16 protein-coding genes are annotated in these 19,189 nt (G+C 70.3%); 13 read left to right on the forward strand and 3 right to left on the reverse strand.

Features of this window, described 5'->3' with window-relative positions; translation table 11 throughout:
- Positions 1-75: 75 nt before the first annotated feature.
- Complete coding sequence (locus KYK13_RS00370; protein ID WP_223640775.1) at positions 76-249, reverse strand: hypothetical protein; 174 nt, start codon at positions 247-249, stop codon at positions 76-78.
- Positions 250-415: 166 nt separating this feature from the next.
- A complete protein-coding gene (locus KYK13_RS00375) occupies positions 416-976 on the reverse strand; it encodes a hypothetical protein (protein WP_223640778.1) in 561 nt (186 codons plus the stop codon).
- Positions 977-1,456: 480 nt separating this feature from the next.
- Between KYK13_RS00375 and KYK13_RS00380 the strand changes: the two genes are divergently transcribed.
- The 12 genes from KYK13_RS00380 (at position 1,457) to KYK13_RS00435 (ending at position 16,167) form a co-directional block, all read left to right on the forward strand.
- Entirely contained in the window at positions 1,457-2,701 is a 1,245-nt protein-coding gene (locus KYK13_RS00380) for a phosphatidylserine/phosphatidylglycerophosphate/cardiolipin synthase family protein (RefSeq protein WP_223640780.1), read from the forward strand.
- A 120-nt stretch (positions 2,702-2,821) separates the two neighbouring features.
- Positions 2,822-4,768: a glycoside hydrolase domain-containing protein gene (locus KYK13_RS00385; RefSeq protein WP_223640784.1), complete on the forward strand. Its 1,947-nt coding sequence runs from the start codon at positions 2,822-2,824 to the stop codon at positions 4,766-4,768.
- Between the two features lie 231 nt (positions 4,769-4,999).
- Entirely contained in the window at positions 5,000-5,524 is a 525-nt protein-coding gene (locus KYK13_RS00390; RefSeq protein WP_223640787.1) for a GNAT family N-acetyltransferase, read from the forward strand.
- Between the two features lie 177 nt (positions 5,525-5,701).
- On the forward strand, positions 5,702-6,931 hold the full coding sequence (locus KYK13_RS00395) for an AAA family ATPase (RefSeq protein ID WP_223640790.1): 1,230 nt from the start codon (positions 5,702-5,704) through the stop codon (positions 6,929-6,931).
- A gap of 156 nt (positions 6,932-7,087) precedes the next feature.
- Entirely contained in the window at positions 7,088-7,528 is a 441-nt protein-coding gene (locus KYK13_RS00400) for a hypothetical protein (protein WP_223640793.1), read from the forward strand.
- Positions 7,529-7,708: 180 nt separating this feature from the next.
- The gene (gene mmsA / locus KYK13_RS00405; protein WP_223640795.1) at positions 7,709-9,193 is read left to right on the forward strand and encodes a CoA-acylating methylmalonate-semialdehyde dehydrogenase; all 1,485 of its coding nucleotides are present in this window, start codon (positions 7,709-7,711) and stop codon (positions 9,191-9,193) included.
- 68 nt (positions 9,194-9,261) lie between these two features.
- Positions 9,262-10,515, forward strand: a complete 1,254-nt coding sequence (locus KYK13_RS00410) for a GTP cyclohydrolase II (RefSeq protein WP_223640797.1) — start codon at positions 9,262-9,264, stop codon at positions 10,513-10,515.
- Complete coding sequence (locus tag KYK13_RS00415; protein ID WP_223640799.1) at positions 10,508-11,716, forward strand: URC4/urg3 family protein; 1,209 nt, start codon at positions 10,508-10,510, stop codon at positions 11,714-11,716. The genes KYK13_RS00410 and KYK13_RS00415 overlap by 8 nt, the downstream gene beginning before the upstream one ends.
- 21 nt (positions 11,717-11,737) lie before the next feature.
- Positions 11,738-12,373, forward strand: coding sequence for a uracil phosphoribosyltransferase (upp, locus tag KYK13_RS00420; protein ID WP_223640802.1), 636 nt, complete (start codon positions 11,738-11,740; stop codon positions 12,371-12,373).
- 255 nt (positions 12,374-12,628) lie between these two features.
- Positions 12,629-14,056, forward strand: coding sequence for a hypothetical protein (locus KYK13_RS00425; RefSeq protein ID WP_223640804.1), 1,428 nt, complete (start codon positions 12,629-12,631; stop codon positions 14,054-14,056).
- 63 nt (positions 14,057-14,119) lie between these two features.
- Positions 14,120-14,878: a trans-aconitate 2-methyltransferase gene (locus KYK13_RS00430; protein ID WP_223640806.1), complete on the forward strand. Its 759-nt coding sequence runs from the start codon at positions 14,120-14,122 to the stop codon at positions 14,876-14,878.
- Positions 14,878-16,167: a CapA family protein gene (locus tag KYK13_RS00435; RefSeq protein WP_223640809.1), complete on the forward strand. Its 1,290-nt coding sequence runs from the start codon at positions 14,878-14,880 to the stop codon at positions 16,165-16,167. Before KYK13_RS00430 ends, KYK13_RS00435 begins: the two co-directional genes overlap by 1 nt.
- Positions 16,168-16,365: 198 nt before the next feature.
- On the opposite strand, the gene KYK13_RS00440 is transcribed toward KYK13_RS00435, so the two are convergent.
- On the reverse strand, positions 16,366-17,652 hold the full coding sequence (locus KYK13_RS00440; RefSeq protein ID WP_223640811.1) for a chloride channel protein: 1,287 nt from the start codon (positions 17,650-17,652) through the stop codon (positions 16,366-16,368).
- Positions 17,653-17,879: 227 nt separating this feature from the next.
- On the opposite strand from KYK13_RS00440, the gene KYK13_RS00445 reads away from it, so the two are divergent.
- Positions 17,880-18,965, forward strand: coding sequence for an SGNH/GDSL hydrolase family protein (locus KYK13_RS00445; RefSeq protein ID WP_223640814.1), 1,086 nt, complete (start codon positions 17,880-17,882; stop codon positions 18,963-18,965).
- Positions 18,966-19,189 lie beyond the last annotated feature (224 nt).

Genomic DNA, 19,189 nt, shown 5'->3' on the forward strand with positions numbered 1-19,189 from the left:
GCATGAAGAAGGCCCCGGCCCGGCATGCAGCGGGCGGGGCCTTTTCTTCACCTCACGACCGGGGTCTGCCCGGGATTACGGGCAGGGGTACGTGCAGGTGATCTGCCCGGTGATGGGGTTCTTGAAACACGTGGGCGTGCAGTCCTGGGCCTCCGCGGAGGACGGCGTGGCGGCGATGCCCAGGCCCATCACGGTGGCCGCGGCGGCGAGGACGAAGGCGATGCGACGGACGTTCTTGCGAGCCTGCATGGTGTCTTCTCCCTGCTGGGTGTTGGCGCTGCACGGAGCACTCTAGGGAGCGGGACTGACAACGCCAGCGATGCCGTGCCGGGCTCGAGCGCTGGCGCGGAGGGCGGCGCGCCGAGGTGCCGCGCACGGGAGGAAAATTGAAACGCGGGTGCGGCGAAACAACGCGTCAACGCCTGGGAGTGGGAGTGCGGATCCACTGATAGCCAACGGTGGCGCCGCTGCCGATGAGTGACAGCGCGACGTAGCGGCGCAGGAGGTCCAGCCGTTCACTGGAGCCGGCCAGGTGGCGCAGGCCTTCATGCGCGGCGATGCCCAGCAGCATTCCCGCGGTCGCGCCGCCGAGCGCGCCCAGGTACGCGCGCCCGCGCTGCTGGCTGGCGCCGAACGCGACCTCGCCCATGCCCCACGTGCCCAGCGCGGCGACAGGAGGCGTGACGACCATCGCCGCGCCGAACGCGCCCACCTCCAGCTCGAGCCACCGGCCCTGCGGATACGAGGGGTGGAGGAAGAGGAGCCGTCCGGGAAGCGAGGCGAGCACGGTGCCCGCGGCGGCCTCCGCGGCGGTGGCGCCCAGGCGCGTGTCACCGCCCACGCGAGTCGCGGTCCAGACAGCGCCCAGGGGGAGCAGCGCGACGCCGCCGTGCGCGGCCCAGGCGCCGCCAGACAACGGAGCATCCGTGTCGGGCTCGCCGCGCGGAATGAAGGGCCGCAGCGGGCGGGGAGGCACGGCGGAAGGCGCAGCATCTGCGTCGCGGAAGGGCGCATCCAGGGCGGAGGGAGCCAGCGGAGGCGGCGGAGGGGCCGGAGCGGGAGACGCAGGCTCACCCAGAGGAGCCGGAGCGGGCTCGGGCACGGCCGGGTCCGTGTCTCGCGGTTCATCGCGAGGCGCGGGTGCGTCCTCCCGCGCGGGCGGTACGTCCTGTGTCGCAGTGGGAGCGGCCGCGGCGGGCACCCCCATCAGGACCATCGTCAGGATCGCCCCTCGCGTTGGTGCCATCCCCCGTCGCCGCATGCCGTGTGCGTCCTCCTCGAGCATCACCATGCGTCGCCAGCAGTGCGCATGCGATGCGTTCAACACCATCGGTCTCTCATGGCTCAGGGCGCAACCGTCGGCGGGTGGACGGTGTTCGTGTCCATCCAGGCCCTTCCCCTCCTCGGAGACACACGGCGGATGCGGACGGGCGGGGGCTGCCCTACTTTCCGGACCGTGCGGCTGGTCTGGCCCATCCTGCTCGCCCTGCTCACCGCGGGGTGTCCCTACCCGAACCACCGACAGGACCTGCGCCTGCGCGAGCTGCCGGAGGACCCGGCCGCGCGTGAAATCGCCATCGAGCAGACGTTGGGCATCCCCATGGAGCCCGGCAACGCCCTGGAGTTGGTGCAGAACGGCCACGTCTTCGACGTCATCGAGCAGGAGATCCGCGCCGCCCGCTCCAGCATCCACATCGCCAGCTACATCTGGCGCCCGGGCATCCCGTCGGACCGGCTGCTCATCGCGCTGCGCGAGCGGGCCCCCGGCGTGCAGTGCCGCGTCATCGTGGATCCGCTGGGCAGCGTGAACTTCGAGGTCGTGGCCCCGGTGCTCGCGGACGCCGGCTGTGACGTGCGCATCTACCGTCCCTACCAGGGCGCGGTGGCGTCCCTGGACGCGAACCGGATCCGCGCGCGCATGCACCGCAAGATGGTCATCCGCGACGGCGAGGTCGCGCTGACCGGCGGCTTCGGCATCTGGCGCAGCTGGCTGGGCAACGGCAACGCGCCGGAGACCTGGCGCGACACCAACGTGCGGGTGCGGGGCCCTGCCGTGCGGGGCATGCAGCTCGCGTTCGCGCAGAACTGGCAGGAATCCGGCGGCGACTTCCTGCCCCCGGAGTCCTTCCCAAAGCTCGCTCCGGCCGGAGACGCGCGGGCCGTCTTCGTCGCCAGCACCGGCCACCGCTTCCTCTCGAACGCGTCGAGGATGTGGCTGCTCTCCATCGCCTCCGCGAAGCACCGGCTGTGGATCGTCAACTCGTACTTCCTGCCGTCGGAGGCCATCAGCGACATGCTCATCCTCAAGGCGCGCGAGGGCGTGGACGTGCGGGTGCTGGTGCCCGGCCGCTTCCATGACGTGAAGCCCGTGCTCGCCGCGCAGCGGGCGTCCTACGCGCGGCTGCTGGAGGCCGGCGTGCGCATCTACGAGTACGAAATTTCCATGCTGCACTCCAAGACGCTGGTCGCGGATGACACGCTGAGCGTCGTGGGCTCCACCAACCTGGATCCGCTGGCGCTCAGCCACACCGACGAGGGCTCGGTGATGGTGGAGGACACGGCGCTGGCGGAGGAGCTGGCGGCGGCCTTCGAGGAGGACCTCAAGCACTCGGCGGAGGTCCACTGGCATGGGTGGAAACGGCGAGGCCTGCTTCAGAAGCTGAGCGAGTACTTCCCGTGGCTCATCGGTGACTTCTTGTAGGCCATCAGCCGCTCCCAGGCCCACCTTGGGGGCCTGGGAGGACCCGCCTGCCTGTCCGGCCAGCTGACAGGGGCGCTCGCTGTGGGAAGCCCTCCAGGGCAGGGGGAGGTTGATCGCTTCATGCCTTCGACTCGACCGCTTCGCATCGCCTTGTTGTCGTTGAGCGTGGCCCTGCCGGCCTTCGCGGCGGGGCCCGCCGTGTGGGGCGAGGGGATGATGGTGAAGGTGCGGCCGGGCACCGCCGCCCGGGACACCACCGAGGTGCGCCTCACCGCCGCGCGCAACGAGTTCGTCTCCTTCCAGGTCGCGCTGCAAGGCGGTGACGCGGGGCTGAAGGGCGTGCGCGCGGAGCTGCCCGCGCTGGAAGGCCCCACGACGCTGACCGGGCCGGACGTGACGCTGTACCGCGAGGCGCTGATCACCACGAAGCAGGCGTCGGTGGCGGGAGAGCCGGTGGGCACCTGGCCGGACGGCCTGGTGCCGGACAAGGATGAGCTCACCGGTGAGGCGCGAAACGCCTTCCCCTTCGACGTGCCAGCGGGAGAGGCGCGAGCCGTCTGGGTGGACGTGCACGTGCCCCAGGACGCGCCGCCCGGCGACTACGCGGGCACGGTGACGGTGGAGGCGGACGGAGGCTTCCAGCGGCAGGTGACGGCGCGGCTGACGGTGGTGGACGCGGCGTTGCCGAGCACGTCCTCGCTGTCGTCAGCGTTCCTGCTCTGGCCGCCGCACGTGTGCCGCGCGCACACGGGCCGCGAGGACTGCGCGCCGGCGGAGCTGCGGCCGCTGCTGGAGCGCTACCAGCGGATGGCCCTGGAGCACCGCTTCACGCTGTCCAGCCTCTTCCCGCGCAAGCCGTGGCCGCCGGACTGGAGCGACTTCGACGCGACCTGGGCCCCGTACATGGAAGGCACCGCGTCCACGCGGCTGCCAGGCGCGCGGATGACGAGCCTGGAGTACGTGGGGCCGCTCGACGCGGCGAACCTGAAGGACTTCACGGCGCACATGAAGGCCAGGGGCTGGCTGGACCGGGCCTACGTGCAGCTGGGGGATGAACCACCCCACGGCACGACCTTCGCGCAGGTGCACGCGAACGCGGACCGGGTGCGCCAGGCGGCGCCCGGCCTGCGCACGATGCTGACGACGAACTCGCGCGAGCTGAAGGCCAACGGCCTGGGAGACCCGGTGGACGTGATGGTGCCGCTGGTGAACCACCTGGACGGCACGGACGCGAACTTCCGGGGCGACCAGCGCGGGACGTACACGGACTTCCTGAAGCGGCCTGGAACGGCGTTGTGGATGTATCAGAGCTGCATGAGCCACGGCTGTGCGTATGGGACCAACGCGCCGGAGAACAAGCCGGGCGCGGGCTGGCCGTCGTACATGCTGGACCGGTCCGCGGCGAAGGGGCGCGCCATGGAGTGGGTGACGTTCCTCGAGGGCGCGACGGGCGAGCTGTACTACCAGACGGTGGGCATGCTCCCCTCGGCGTGGACGGACCAGTACCGCTTCAACGGCAACGGGGACGGGACGCTCTTCTACCCGGGCACGCCCCAGGCCATCGGCGGCAGGACGGACGTGCCGGTGGCGTCGATGCGGCTCAAGCTCATCCGTCAGGGCATGCAGGACTACGAGTGGCTCAAGGCGGTGAGCGATGCGGGAGACCCGGCCTACGCGCGCAAGGTGGCCCGGGACCTGATTCCGGCCGCGTCGCGAGTCCCGGATGACGGCGCCGCCTTCGACGCGGCGAGGCTGAAGCTCATCCAGCGTTACGAGGAACTGACCGCGAACCCTAAGCCGGATGAGGGCACGCAGCAGCCAGGAACGCCGGCGGACGGAGGCACGGCCCCCGCGCCGGAAGAAGCCGGGGGAGGCGCATCGCAGAGGCCGTCCGGTCCGACCGCGGAGGTGACGCCGGACGCCGACGCCGACGCCGGGTCGGGCGGATGCAGCACGGGAGGCGGCGGTGCGGCGGCGGTCGCGGGAGGCCTGGTGTTCGCGGCCTGGGCGCTGGGATGCATGCGCCGTCGTCACGCTCGCGTGACCGTGCCCGCCCGGCCGCGGTAGGCGCGGGGAAGGCACGTGAGGCACGCTTGCCGCGACACGCCAGGCCGGTGGGCCCCTGCCGGAGGCGGACCGCACGAACCTGTCCGACAGTCGGACAGGTTTTGGAGAACCGCGGCCCGGCCCCCGGCCATGGCGGCCCGGTCGGGCCCGGGTCGGGCGGAGGAGGTACACGCCTGGGTGCCTGACCGGAAGCGCCACGCGGGCCCGCGCGGCCATGCTAGAGGGCGGCGCATGAGCACGGACGTGGTGAAGCGAGCTGTCATCCGCGAGGCGCGGCCCGAGGACGACCAGGCGATTGGCGAGCTGTTGGTGGAGGCCTACGTCACGCAGTACGCGAAGAAGCTGCCGGAGGTCGTCTACTCCGACGAGCGCAAGGCGTTCCTGCGCGACATCGCCTCCCGGCGCAAGGTGTGCACCATCCTCGTGGCGGAGGTGGACGGCGAGGTCGCGGGCACGGTGGCCCTGTACCCGCCCGGCGCGCCCGGCTCCGAGGCCTGGCTGCCCCGCACGGCGGACCTGCGCGCTCTGGCCACGTCGGTGCGCTTCCACGGCCAGGGTCTGGCCCAGCCGCTGCTGTCGGAGTCGGAGGCCCTGGCGAAGCGCTGGGGTGTGGACGCCATCTCCCTCCATGTGCGCCAGGGCGCGGTGGGAGTCGCGCGCATGTACCAGCGACGGGGCTATCAGCGGACGCCGGAGGGAGACATGGACCGCCGTCCGGAGGTGTTCCTCGAGGCGTACCTGCTGCCCCTGAAGTGACGCATGTCAGATGGGAGCGCGTTCCACCGTAGAGAGCGCATCCCGTCTGACGCCGGAGGGTCCGCGAACGCTCGCGCGACCCGGGCACCGGAGGGGATCGCGCGCTGGAGTCGTGGCGTGCGCCCTGCCCCGGAAGGGGCGCCGGTCGGTACGCCGACCCCATCCCCGGTGTTCTCCATGATGATTCCCATTCCCGAGCAGTCGCTCGTGTTGCTCCTGGGCCCATCCGGCTCCGGCAAGTCCACGCTCGCGAGCGCGCACTTCCTCCCGGAGGACGTGCTCCCCGGCACGGGCAACGAAACGAAACTCCACGAAGAGGTGGCGCGAAGGCTCGCGAGCGGCACGCTCACCGTCATCGACGGCGTCCCGCTCAGCGCCGAAGCGCGCCGCCAGTACGTGACCCTGGCGCGCGAGCACCACGTGGCCCTGGTCGCGGTGGCCCTGGACACGCCGGAGGCGCTCTGTCTGGAGCGCAACCGCACGCGCCCCGGGTCGCACGCCAGCCCCCGAGCGCTGCGCAACCAGGTGCAGCAGTTCCAGAACGCGCTGCAGGGGCTGACGAAGGAAGGCATCCGGCACGTGCACGTGCTCACGCCGGAGACGGTGGGGGCGGTGGCCTTCGAGCACCGCCCGCTGCCCAGCCATCGCCAGGACGAGCACGGCCCCTTCGACATCATCGGAGACATCCACGGCTGCTTCGACGAGCTGAAGGCCCTGCTGATGGAACTGGGCTACACGGTCGCGCCGCGAGCGGACGGCAGCCCCGGCTTCGACGTGGGCACGCCCGGCGGACGCAAGGTCGTGTTCCTGGGCGACCTGGTGGATCGCGGGCCCGGCGTGGTGGACGTGCTGCGGCTGGTGATGGGGATGGTGGAGGCAGGCACGGCGCTGTGCTTGCCGGGCAATCATGAAATCAAGTTGCTCAAGAAGCTGCGTGGCAAGGACGTGCGCGTGGGGCACGGGCTCGCGGTGACGCTGGAGCAGCTGGAACGGGAGCCGCCAGGCTTCACAGGGGAGGTCGCGGACTTCATTGAAGCCCGCTCGCCGCACTACCTCCTGGACGATGGCCACCTGGTGGTGGCGCACGCGGGCCTGAAGCAGTCCATGCACGGCCGGGACACCCCCGAGGTGCACGCCTTCGCCTGCTACGGAGAGACGACCGGCGAAGCGGACGCCTACGGCCTGCCGGTGCGGCTCGACTGGGCTCGCGAGTACCGGGGGCAGGCCACCATCGTGTACGGCCACACCCCCGTGACGGAAGCCGAGTGGGTGAACAACACCCTCTGCGTGGACACGGGCTGCGTGTTCGGAGGCAGGCTGACCGCGCTGCGCTATCCGGAGCGGCAGCTCGTCTCCGTGCCCGCGCGGCGCGAGTATTGGAAATCACGGCGCCACGCGGCCCCGTGACCTTCCGGGAAGACGTCAGGCCGCCGCCGCGGTGACTCACTGTCCGGGCGAGGACCCTGAAAACACGTGAAACCCCTTGGGTTCCATGTGACGGGGCCGTGCCAGCACGGTGGGAAAGGTGCATGCGCGCCAGGTCGGGCTTACCGTGTAGGGCCCATGTCCCTCCGCAAGGACTTCATCGAGCGAGCCGTCGAGCAGTTCGCCGCCGCCATCTCCGGCATCCTCAAGGCCCGGAAGGAGAAGCGGTATGGGGACGCACGCAACCTCATCCGCGACACCTCCCTCCAGGTGCTGGGCATGGAATACGGCGCGCTCGTCCTCGCGGACGCCGAGTCCACCTCTCGCCTGCTCGGCACCGCCTCGCGCGTGCGCATGCTCGCCAAGCTGGTGCGCGAGGACGGCGAGCTGATGAGCGAGCAGGGCGATCCGCTCACCGCCGACTCGCGCTTCCTGCTGGCGCTGGAGCTCTACCTGGAGGCCATCTCCATGGGCCTCAACCCGGACACGCAGGACGCCACCGCCATCGCGGAGCTGCGCGCCACCACCGACCCCACCGCGCTGTCGGAGCGGCACCAGCGGATGCTCTCCCAGGCCTGACGAAGCGCGGCGCGCACGTTCGCGCACCCGTGCATCGGTCGGGTTTGCGACACAGCAACATGGGGAGATCCATTGCTTCCGAACAGGCAATGGCTCGGTGACGCTCCCCGCCTTGCCCCGGCTTCCGGGTTTGCGTCTATCCTTGCCGCTCATTCGCCACGCAACACCGGGGGGGTGCGCGTGTCCTTTGTTCGGCTACCCGAGAGCGTCGTCGCTTGTCGCAACCTCGTGGGCGGAGAGTGGGTCTCTCCGACGGAAGGTTTCGCGCAGGAGGTCCGCAGTCCCTATACCGGAGCGCCCATCGGCCGCGTTCCGCTGACCACCGCCTCGGGCGTCGCCCAGGCGGTGGAGGCCGCGAAGGCCGCCACGCAAGGCTGGCGAGCCACCCCGCTGCGCGAGCGCACCCAGCTCCTGCTGCGCTTCCGTACGCGGCTCGAAACAAACCTGGAGCGCCTCGCGCACCTGGCCGCGAGTGAATCCGGCAAGACGGTGGCGGAGGGCCGCGCGGGCCTGCTCAAGGGGTTGGAGGTCTGTGATTTCGCCCTGTCGCTGCAGAACCTGGACAGCGGCGCGCACCTGGAGGTGAGCCGGGGCGTCACCTGTGAATACCGCCGCGAGCCCCTGGGCGTCGTCGCCGGCATCACGCCGTTCAACTTCCCCGCGATGGTGCCCCTGTGGCTGTTCCCCATCGCCGTGACGGTGGGCAACGCCTTCATCCTCAAGCCTTCGGAGAAGGTGCCGCTCACCGCGACCGCGCTGGGCGAACTGATGGTGGAGGCGGGCTATCCGCCCGGCGTCTTCTCCGTGGTGCACGGCGCGAAGGCCGCGGTGGACGCGCTCCTGGAGCACCCGGACGTGAAGGCCGTGGCCTTCGTGGGCTCGTCTCCCGTCGCGCGGCACGTCTACGTGGAGGGCAGCCGCCACGGCAAGCGCGTGCTGGCGCTGGGCGGCGCGAAGAACCACCTCATCGTCGTGCCGGACGCGGATCCGGACCTCACGCCACAGGCGGTGGTGGACTCGTTCACCGGCTGCGCGGGCCAGCGTTGCATGGCGGCCAGCGTGATGCTCGCGGTGGGGAACGTGCAGTCCCTGGTGGATGAGCTCGTCCGGCGCGCAGCGCGCCTGGAGGTCGGTCCGGGCATGGGCGCGCTCATCGACCGGGGCGCGGTGGAACGGCTGGAGACGGCCATCGCGAAGGCGCTGTCGGACGGGGCGCGAGTGCTGCTGGATGGGCGCGGCAAGAGGCCGGTGGGTGACGCGTACGCGAACGGCCACTGGCTGGGGCCCACGGTGCTGGACGGCGTGCGCCCGGACATGGAGGCCGCGACACGCGAGCTGTTCGGCCCGGTGCTGTCCATCGTGCGGGTGCCCACGCTGTCGGCGGCGCTCGCGGTGGAGAACGCGTCGCCCTATGGCAACGCGGCGTCCATCTTCACCACGAGCGGGGCGGTGGCGCAGACGGTGGTGGAGGGTGCGAAGGCGGGCATGGTGGGCGTGAACGTGGGCGTGCCGGTGCCGCGCGAGCCCTTCTCCTTCGGGGGCACGGGCGAATCGAAGTTCGGCCACGGGGACATCACCGGCCCGTCGAGCCTCGACTTCTGGAGCCAGCTCAAGAAGGTGACGCGCAAGTGGTCCGCGCGCACCGACGGCTCATGGATGAGCTGACGTCTCGCTGCTTCGCCCATTCCCAGACATCTGTCCTTTCCCGCGCGCCCCCCAAGGAGGGTGCACCCATGGCTGACAAGAAGCCCGTGAATCACATTCGTCTCACCTCCCATCCCGACGGACAGGCCCCCGGCGTCCCCCTGCGCTGGGGAGAACCCGAGCCGGTGCGCCGGGGCCCGGTGGTGGCCACGCTCTCCGACCCCGCGAACCGCAACGTCATCGGCACGCACTCGGGCGCGTACTCCATCTACCGCGCGCTGGCGGTGTCCGCGGGCAAGCTGCCGCAGGACCACAAGGCGGACCTGACCAACACCGCGCCCGCGGCGCAGGTGGGGCCGCATCCATCGTGGAGCGACCCCAAGCGCATCGTGTCGCTGGACCCCTGGGGCGCGGTGGCGTCACAGGTGTTCCGCGCCTACGCCGACCAGGGCGTGGACTACCGGCCCACCATCGCCGTCACCCGGGCCCACATCAACATGCCCGAGGTGCGCGAGGCCATCACCGCCGGACGGCTCAAGGTGGACGGCGACCTCGTCGCGGCGAACGGCGACGTGAAGGTGGTGAAGGCCGCGGTGGAGCCCGTCTGGTACCTGCCCGGCATCGCGGAGCGCTTCGGCCTCACGGAGGGCGCGCTGCGCCGCGGCCTCTTCGAGCACACCGGCGGCATGTACCCGGAGCTCATCACCCGCCCGGACCTGCACGTCTTCCTGCCGCCCATCGGCGGGCTGTCGCTGTATGTGTTTGGAAGCGTCGAAGCGCTGGCGGACAAGAACGTTCCGCTGGCGGCGCGCGTGCATGACGAGTGCAACGGCTCGGACGTCTTCGGCAGCGACATCTGCACCTGCCGGCCCTACCTGGTGCACGGCATCGAGGAGTGCGTGCGGATGGCGCAGCAGGGTGGGGTGGGGCTCATCGTCTACCACCGCAAGGAGGGCCGGGCGCTGGGCGAGGTGACCAAGTTCCTGGTCTACAACGCGCGCAAGCGCCAGGAGGGCGGCGACTCCGCGGCCACGTACTTCCACCGCACGGAGTGCGTGGCGGGCGTGCAGGACATGCGCTTCCAGGAGCTGATGCCGGACGTGCTGCACTGGCTGGGCATCACGCGCATCCACCGCTTCATCTCCATGAGCGACATGAAGCACGACGCCATCGTGCGCTCGGGCATCGAGATCCTCGAACGCGTGCCCATTCCGGACGGACTGATTCCGGCGGACGCGAAGGTGGAGATGGAGGCGAAGAAGGCCGCGGGCTACTTCACGCGAGGGCCGGTGGCGGACGCGGGGGCGCTGGCGCAGGTGAAGGGACGGGACCTCGATGCTTGACGCGATCCGGGTGCGGGAGGTGTCCCCCACGGTGGCGTGGTTGCGCAGCCCGGCGGCCATCCGTGAGCGCTGTCATCAGGTGTTGGACCTGGGCCTCGCGGGCCGGCTGGAGTACTTCCGGGTGGAGCCGTCCCGGCTGCCCACGGTGGTGGACCGGGTGCTCGCGGTGACGCACGAGGCGTACCCCCGGCTGGACATCCCGGTGCACAGCCGCTGGAGGCACTTCGACGCGGGAGGCGTGCCCAGGCTCGCGCAGCTGGAGGCGCGCCTGGCCCCGCTGCCGCCAGAGGAGCGAGCACGGGCCAAGGTGGACCTGGGCGTGGTGAGCGTGCTGCTGGACGCGGGCAGCGGTCCGGCATGGCGCTACCAGGAGCCCGGGGGCGCGTCGTACGTGCGCTCGGAGGGCCTGGCGGTGGCGTCGCTGCGCATGTTCATGGCGGGTGCGTTCTCATCGGATCCGGACCGGCCGCTGCGCGCGGACGCGGAGGCGCTGAGCCGCATGACGCGCGAGCAATTGGAGCGCGGCCTCCAGGTGTCCGAGTCCAATCCATTGCTGGGCGTGGAGGGCCGGCTGCATCTGTTGCAGGGCCTGTCGCGAGTGCTGCCCAGACCGGGCTCGATGTTCGACATGCTGGCCGCGCACCGCCGCAGCGTCCGGGCGGCGGAGGTGCTGGGCACGGTGCTGGAGGTGCTGGGGCCCATCTGGCCGGGGCGCACGACGGTGGACGGCGTGAACCTGGGGGACGTGTGGCCGCATCCGGCGCTCGGGCCGCCGGGGAGCGCGGACGCGCTGGTGCCCTTCCACAAGTTGTCCCAGTGGCTGGCGTACTCGCTGGTGGAGCCGCTGGCGGAAGCGGGCGTGGGGGTGACGGAGCTGGACGCGCTCACCGGCCTGCCGGAGTACCGCAACGGTGGCCTCTTCGTGGACCTGGGCGTGCTGGTGCCGCAGGACCCGCGCCTGACGGTGGAGGTCTACGCCCCGGAAGATCCGCCCATCGTGGAGTGGCGGGCGCTGACGGTGGCGCTGCTGGACCGGGTGGCCGCGCTGGTGCGAGGGCGTCTGGAATTGAGCGCGGAGGAGCTGCCCCTGGCGAAGGTGCTCCAGGGCGGCACCTGGACGGCGGGGCGCCGGGTGGCGGCCGAGCTTCGCCCCGGGGGCGTGCCGCCCATCCGCATCCGCAGCGACGGCACGGTGTTCTGAAAACCCATTCAAGGAGGACGCATGGACTTCCCGAACTGCACGGTGGTGGATCACCCGCTGGTGAAGCACAAGCTGACGGTGATGCGCAGGACGGACACGAGCACGGCGGCCTTCCGGGCGCTGCTGGAGGAGATCTCCCTCCTGCTCGGGTACGAGGCGCTGCGAGACCTGAAGCTGCGCGAGGAGGAGATCCAAACGCCCATGGCGCGCACCACGGGCTGGGCGCTGGACGGCAAGAAGCTGGTGCTGGTGCCCATCCTGAGAGCGGGGCAGGGCATCCTGGACGGCCTGCTGCAACTGGTCCCGTCCGCGCGGGTCGGCCACATCGGCCTGTACCGCGACCCGGAGTCGCTGAGCGCGGTGGAGTACTACTACCGCGTGCCCTCCAACCTGGAGGACCGCGACGTCATCGTCTGCGACCCGATGCTCGCGACAGGCAACTCCGCGGTGGCGGCGCTCCAGCGGGTGAAGCGAAGCCGCCCGGGCTCCCTGCGCTTCGTGTGTCTGCTCGCGTGTCCGGAGGGCCTGAGGAACCTGCGCGAACACCACCCCGACGTGCGCGTCTTCACCGCCGCCGTCGACGAGAAGCTGGACGCGCACGGCTACATCCTGCCCGGCCTGGGCGACGCGGGAGACCGCCTCTTCGGCACGAAGTAGGCCCTCGGGAGAGAGGATTGAAGAGGCCTGGATGGGCCGGAGCACGAGCCCTCCGCCGGTGCCTGCGCTCCTGGCCGGCTCAAGGCTTGGTGCAGCGTGGACGTGTATTTCGACAAGGGCGGTCGGACGGCAGGCCTGGCGACGCCGGAGTGGACGTTCTGGTCCCATTCACGCCTTGGCTCTTGAGAACCGGGAAAGACGGATTTAAACGTTGAACGGCCTAAACGTTTTTATCCATTTCCCGGGAGTCCAAGCATGCGCGCGTCGTGGCGGTCCACCCTGATGGCGGTGATGTTGGGCGCGGTCTTCGCGGAAGGAGTGGCGGCGGCGGAGCCCGCTCCGGAACTTCGGCAGGAAACCGGCACGCAGCGCTGGACGGAGAACCTTTCAGCAGGAACGGGCACGTCGGAGCTCGTGGGCACGCGCGAAGGGTTGCTCTACGAACCCAACGCCGTGATGCGCCGGCCGGAAGGGCTCAACCGGCTCACGGGCCTCTTCGAGTTCCCCGCGCGCACGCTCGCGCAACCCGTGGACACCTTCCGCCCGCGAGTCCAGGCCACGGTGGGCCTGGGGCAGGGCGTCGAAGTGGACGTGCGAGTCCGGGAACCCGGAGGCGCCTGGAGCGAGTGGCGCACCGCCACGGGTGACGAAGCCGTGCGCCTGCCCCGCTCGGGCACGGAGGTGCAGGTGCGCCTCGCGCTCATCGCGGACGAGCGCGGCCGGGGACCCGCGGTCCAGGAGGTGGCGCTGGAGGGCTGGCGCGAAGGCGGCACCGGGGAAGCACTCCAGACGCTCGCGCCGCTGAGCTACCGCGTCTACGCGACCCGTGAAGGCCTGGTGGGCGGCACGACGGCGAACGGCCACGTCATCAAGAGCAACGACCGCTTCGTGGCGCTGCCCTCGCGTCGCGGCCTCGCGTCGAACGGGGGCTCCGAGTACCAGGTGCGCGTCTGCTATTCGAAGACGGCGAAGTGCGCGACGACGTCCGTCTGGGACGTGGGCCCGTGGAACACGAAGGACGACTACTGGAACGCGTCCAGCGTGCGCGAGATGTGGAAGACATTGCCGCAGGGCAAGCCGGAGGCGCAGGCGGCGTACCAGGAGAACTTCAACGGCGGGTTGGATCAATTCGGCCGACGTCCGGCGAACCCCGCGGGCATCGACCTCGCGGACGGGACGTTCTGGACGGACCTGGGGATGACGAACAACGACTGGGTGGACGTCACGTACCTGTGGACGTCCGGCGGCGGTTCATCGACGGGGCTGGTCATCGACAGCAACAACGCGAACAACGACCAGACGAAGGGCTACATCCAGCTCGCGGGCACGAGCTGGACCTCGTCCACGAACGTGGCGGGCTACTACGGCACCAGCTACCTGGTGTCGCCGGGCGCGGCGGTGTCGGAGCCGGCGACGTTCTGGTTCTACCTCTCCGCGGCGGCCACGAAGACGGTGGACGCATGGTGGACGGCGGCGAGTGACCGCTCCACGGCGGCGCCCTTCATCATCACGGACGCGTCCGGCACGCAGCTGGCGAACGTGAAGGTGGACCAGACCCTCAACGGCGCACGCTGGAACACGTTGGGCACGTGGAGCTTCCCGGCCGGGTGGAACAAGGTCCAGCTCAGCCGCTGGGTGACGGCGGGGACCTACGTGGTCGCGGACGCCGTCCAGATTCGCTAGGCCTCATGGACGCACGGGTTGCGCGGGCAGTAGAACGGTGACCCGTCTCCGAGGAAGCCACCCATGGCGTTGTCGCGCACCGTGATTCCGCCTCCCGTGGAGGAGCCCCACCTCTACACGGACCTCGCCTCCTGGTGGCCGTTGTTCTCGCCACCGGAGGAGTACGTGGAGGAGGCGGCGGACCTGCTCCCCCTGTTGCACGCGGAGGAGGGCCCGGGGCGCACGCTGCTGGAGTTGGGCTCGGGAGGTGGAAGCCTGGCCTTCCACCTGAAGAAGCACTTCACGCTGACGCTGACGGACCGCTCGCCGGAGATGGTGGCGGTGAGCCGCAAGGTGAATCCGGAGTGCGAGCACCGCGTGGGCGACATGCGCTCGCTGCGGCTGGGGCGCACGTTCGACCGGGTGATGGTGCACGACGCCATCATGTACGCGGTGGATCGCGAGGACGCGCGAGCCACGGTCCTCACGGCGGCGGTGCACTGCCGTCCAGGAGGTCGGGTGGTGTTGTTGCCGGACTGCGTGCGGGAGACCTTCGAGCCCGTCACCGAGTCCGGAGGCCATGACGGACCGGACGGGCGCGGGATGCGCTACCTCATGTGGACGTGGGATCCGGATCCGGACGACGAGACATACGAGACCGCGTTCGCCTATCTGCTGAGGGACGCGGACGGCACGGTGAGCATGTCGCAGGAGCGCCACCGCTTCGGCCTGTTCCGGCGGGACGACTGGCTCGAGTGGATGCGCGAGGCGGGCTGTCCCGCGACGGCGCGCAGGGACGCATGGAACCGGGAGGTCTTCATCGGGGTGCGGGAGCCGGAGTGATGCGAGGGTGGGGGGCCCTGCTGCTGTTCATCCCGCTGTGGGGGATGGCCGCGCCGGCGCGCGTGGAGCTCGTCTTTGGCGGAGACGTGATTCCGCACGGCGAGGTGCAGTCGGTGGCGAAGGCCCACGCCCGAAGCGGAAACCATGAAGGCTGGGACCACGTCTTCGGGCCACTGTCGGACGTCCTGCGCACGGCGGACGTGGGCGTGGTGAACCTGGAGACGCCGGTCACGGCCAACGACAAGGCCGTCACGAGGGAGCTGGTCTTCAACGCGCCCCCGGCGATGGTGCAGGCATTGGTGCGAGCGGGCGTGAAGGTGGTGTCCACGGGCAACAACCACGCGAGGGATCAGCACGTGGAAGGCCTGGTGGAGACGCTGAAGCACCTGGACGCCACGGGACTGCTCCACGCGGGCACGGGGATGACGAAGGACGCGGCCTGGGCGCCGGCGTTCATGGAGGTGAGGGGCCTGAAGCTGGGCTTCCTCTCGTTCACCCGGACCCTGAATGGCTTCAGCAACCCGAAGGAAGCGGACGCGCCGCACGTGGCGCTGGTGCCCTATCCGGACCACGCCTTCCGCAGGGGCCTGAAGCCAGAGGAGGCCGTGGAGAGGGTGCGAGCCGCGGCGGCGAGATGTGACGCGCTCTTCGTGCTGGGGCACTGGGGGAACGAGTACAAGGACACGCCGCATCCCCTGGACCGGGCACTGGGGCAGGCCTTCCTGGAGGCGGGAGCCTTCGCGGTGATTGGCCATCATCCGCACGTGTTGCAGCCCTTGGAGGCCTACACGACGAAGTCCGGGCGCCGGGGTTTCATCGCGTATTCGCTGGGCAACCTGGTGGCGAACCAGGCGCGCTTCTACCAGCACGTGAAGGGGCAGCTGGGGAAGGACGGAGACAAGCGGGACTCCCTGCTCCTGCGGATCGGAGTAACCCGAGCGGAGCCCGGAGCCCCGGTAGCGCTGGCGGATGTTTCAGTGTTGCCGGTGTGGATTGAGAACAACGCCCAGGGCCGCAAGGCGCGAGCGAAGCGGAACATCCAGCCGGTGCTCATCGATCGCGAGATGGAAGAGGTCTCAAGAAGGTTGGCCGCGTTGACCCAGCGCACCGGGACACCCGACAAGGAAGCCCGAGCGGAGAAGGCCGCCCTGGAGCAGCGCCTGGCCAGCGCCCGCTACCGCCGCGAGCGCATCCTGCGAATGCTGCCCGCGGAGTTCCAGGTCGCGACGCCAGAGCTCCGAAGAAGGGGCGACGGAGCCGTGGGGCTGACGGCTCAGACCGTGCCGTGAACCGGCACGCGAGCGTCGAGCGAACGGACAGCCGCCGGCGCGAGGGACTCGCTCGCGAGCAGGTCCTTCCATCGCCGTCCCGCTCGGCCTTCGCCCGCGTCCGCGAGCTTCACGCTCGATACCGGTCACGTGGAGCCCTGGCACACGGAGGGGCTCGTCCCCACCGCGAAGCCTGAAGCCTCCGCGAAGTAGCGCCCGCTAGCGAGGCGCCTCGGGTTCCTTCCGGGGCGCCTCATGCAGGTCGCGCAGCGCGACGATGCGATCCAGCAACGGTCCGCCCAGCTTCCTCCGGGCAATGCGCTGCGACGGATAGATGCCCCGGTGTCCCGTGAGCAGGTAGGCCACCGTGGCCACGATGACCACGTGAGGCAGCACGGAGGCGCCCACCAGCTCCACCGCCATCAACGACAGCGCGAGCGGCGTGTTGGCCGCCGCCGCGAACAGCGCCGCCATGCCCACCGCGGCGCCCATGTCCACCGGCAGCCCCAGCAGCCGCGCGAGCACATTGCCCAGCGTCGCCCCAATGAAGAACAGCGGCGTCACCTCACCGCCGATGAACCCCGCGCCCAACGTCACCACCGTGAACACGAGCTTCCAGGCGAACGCGTCCCAGGGCAGCGACGCGTCCTCGAAAGCACGCACGATGCCGGGCACGCTCAGTCCCAGATAGTCGCTGGTGCCCGCGAGCTTCCAGAGCCCCACCACCCCCAGGCCACCCAGGGCCATGCGCACGGGCAGCCAGGGCACACGGCGCCCCAGGAGCCGCTTCAGCCCATGCGTGCCCTCGATGAACGCCACCGCCACGCCCGCGATGCCCACCGAGAACGCCAGCCACCGGCCCAGCACGGGCAGCGTCAGCGCCAGCGCTTGAGGCACCGGATACACGGTGTGATGGATGCCCAGCCCGCGAGTCACCAGGTCCCCCACCACGGCGGCGGTGAGCGCGGGCAGGAGCGCCTCGTAGCCCAGCCGGCCCACGCACACGACCTCCAGCCCGAACACGGCGCCCGCCAGCGGCGTGCCGAACACCGAACCGAAGCCGCCCGCGATTCCCGCCGCCAGCAGCTCGCGCCGGGTGTCCGGCGTCACGCGGAAGCGCCAGGCAATCTGGTCCGCCAGGCTCGCGCCCATCTGCACCGCGGTGCCCTCGCGCCCGGCGCTCCCGCCGAACAGGTGCGTGAGCACCGTCCCCAGCAGCACCATGGGCGCCATGCGCAGGGGAATCACCGCGTCGCCCTCGTGCACCGTTTCGAGCACCAGGTTGTTGCCGCCTTGGATGGACGCGCCCCAGCGGCCGTACACCGCGCCAATGACGAGCCCCGCCAAGGGAAGCGCGTACACCAGCGACTCATGCGCCAGCCGGAACTCCGTGGCCCCCTCCAGCAGCGCCAGGAACACCGCGGACGCCACGCCGCACAGCCCTCCCACGCTGGCGCCCAGCAGCAGCCACTGGCCCAGGACTCGGGCACTCCGGGAGAGGTTCATCGGCACGGACCCGTCATGAAACATTGCGTCAGCCGGAAGCGCTGCGTCAGCGCCAGGGCATGCCACGGCCCTCTCTGATGCGCTGTGTCGGAATTCGTGTTCAGCATGGAATACATAGTGAAGGGTCAATTCAGGTCTGAGGGGTGATTCCAGAATCAAAGGCGTGTACCGTGCGCGGCCTCTCCCCATTGCCGGGGCGAGAACCCCCTACCTCTTCAGGAGCCGGTATGTCCGTTCGTCGCAGCGGGCTGTCCCTCGCCGCCGTCGTCGCTGTCACCACCCTCAGTGGCAGCGCGATGGCCAGCACCATCAATCAGAACACGTCGTGGACCATCAACCGCTCGGCGTCGCAGACGTACCGCGTGGTGGCCTACGGCGACTCCATCTTCGCCGGCTACAACGGCGGCATCGGCAGCGTGGCGCGCCGTGCGGCCCCGGTGGTGGAGGGCGAGTACGCGGCCCAGAAGTGGGGCTCGAACGTGGAGGTCATCCGCCGCACGAAGTCCGGCGCGAAGGCGGACGACATCTACAACAACAAGATCGTCTCCGAGCGCTCCTACATGCAGGACTCCCGCACGCGCGTCGTGATGTTCGAGATGTGCGGCAACGACTACCTGCAGGCCCGCAGCGCGTTCACCGACCAGACCGGCACCTGCAACTACAGCGGCCTGCAGAACGCGCTGGCGACCTGCACCACGTACATGGAACGGGCGATGCAGACCATCAACCAGTACGCGACCACCGCCAAGGTGAAGGTCATCTCCAACATCTATTACCCGGGCTATGACGCGGACAACGTGCTGACGTCCTGCACGGACGCGACGACGGGCCAGAAGGTGAACAAGCAGCAGTACTTCCTCCCGCTGCTCGCGCGCAGCAACTGGCGCGCCTGCAACCTGGCGTCGAAGTACGGCTTCAAGTGTGCGGACGCCTTCGCGGAGATGATGGCCTCCGACTACGACCGCAACGGCGACGGTCAGATTGACTCCGAGGCCATCGCGTACCGCCAGGGTGAGACCGAGGACGCCTACGTGCAGCGCATCAGCGTCACCCTGCGCAGCACGCTGCGCGACGCGAACGGCCACCTGGCGAACAGCAGCACCAGCTACGACTACATCCAGTCGGACAACACGCACCCGACGTACACGGGCTCCACCATCAGCGTGAACATCTTCTCCGGTTCCGGCTCTGGCTCCGCGGCGCCGTCCTACACGGACAGCCAGGTCGTCAACGGCAAGAACCCGGACTGGAACAAGTTCGGCCACGAGCGCATGGGCTGGAGCATCTCCACGTTCGACCCCGCGACGCCGTGAGCTGAGCCGGCATCCGTAGGAAGCAAGGGCCTCCGACCTGTCACCGGGTCGGGGGCCTTGTCGCGTCTGCGCCCATGAGGTGCGGAGGGCCCGGTGGGGGAGGTGGATGTCTCCGAAGGAGCGGAGGCGGGCCGGGGCCATCACATGCTTCAGCGCCAGCACCACCTGCTCCGCGCACCGCCGCGCCTCGAGCCCGCCATGAGGGAGGGGCCAGGCAGCCACGC

Origin of the sequence: Corallococcus sp. EGB (assembly GCF_019968905.1) — a bacterium.
In the GTDB taxonomy this organism is placed as follows: Bacteria; Myxococcota; Myxococcia; order Myxococcales; family Myxococcaceae; genus Corallococcus.

What these genes read in the sequence shown, in the direction of transcription:
- KYK13_RS00370 (WP_223640775.1), bottom strand. Translation starts at nt 249, where the DNA reads ATGCAGGCTCGCAAGAACGTCCGTCGCATCGCCTTCGTCCTCGCCGCC.
- KYK13_RS00410 (WP_223640797.1), top strand. Translation starts at nt 9,262, where the DNA reads ATGGCTGACAAGAAGCCCGTGAATCACATTCGTCTCACCTCCCATCCC.
- KYK13_RS00390 (WP_223640787.1), top strand. Translation starts at nt 5,000, where the DNA reads ATGAGCACGGACGTGGTGAAGCGAGCTGTCATCCGCGAGGCGCGGCCC.
- KYK13_RS00440 (WP_223640811.1), bottom strand. Translation starts at nt 17,652, where the DNA reads ATGAACCTCTCCCGGAGTGCCCGAGTCCTGGGCCAGTGGCTGCTGCTG.
- KYK13_RS00415 (WP_223640799.1), top strand. Translation starts at nt 10,508, where the DNA reads ATGCTTGACGCGATCCGGGTGCGGGAGGTGTCCCCCACGGTGGCGTGG.
- KYK13_RS00445 (WP_223640814.1), top strand. Translation starts at nt 17,880, where the DNA reads ATGTCCGTTCGTCGCAGCGGGCTGTCCCTCGCCGCCGTCGTCGCTGTC.
- KYK13_RS00395 (WP_223640790.1), top strand. Translation starts at nt 5,702, where the DNA reads ATGATGATTCCCATTCCCGAGCAGTCGCTCGTGTTGCTCCTGGGCCCA.
- upp (WP_223640802.1), top strand. Translation starts at nt 11,738, where the DNA reads ATGGACTTCCCGAACTGCACGGTGGTGGATCACCCGCTGGTGAAGCAC.
- KYK13_RS00435 (WP_223640809.1), top strand. Translation starts at nt 14,878, where the DNA reads ATGCGAGGGTGGGGGGCCCTGCTGCTGTTCATCCCGCTGTGGGGGATG.
- KYK13_RS00400 (WP_223640793.1), top strand. Translation starts at nt 7,088, where the DNA reads ATGTCCCTCCGCAAGGACTTCATCGAGCGAGCCGTCGAGCAGTTCGCC.
- KYK13_RS00425 (WP_223640804.1), top strand. Translation starts at nt 12,629, where the DNA reads ATGCGCGCGTCGTGGCGGTCCACCCTGATGGCGGTGATGTTGGGCGCG.
- KYK13_RS00430 (WP_223640806.1), top strand. Translation starts at nt 14,120, where the DNA reads ATGGCGTTGTCGCGCACCGTGATTCCGCCTCCCGTGGAGGAGCCCCAC.
- KYK13_RS00385 (WP_223640784.1), top strand. Translation starts at nt 2,822, where the DNA reads ATGCCTTCGACTCGACCGCTTCGCATCGCCTTGTTGTCGTTGAGCGTG.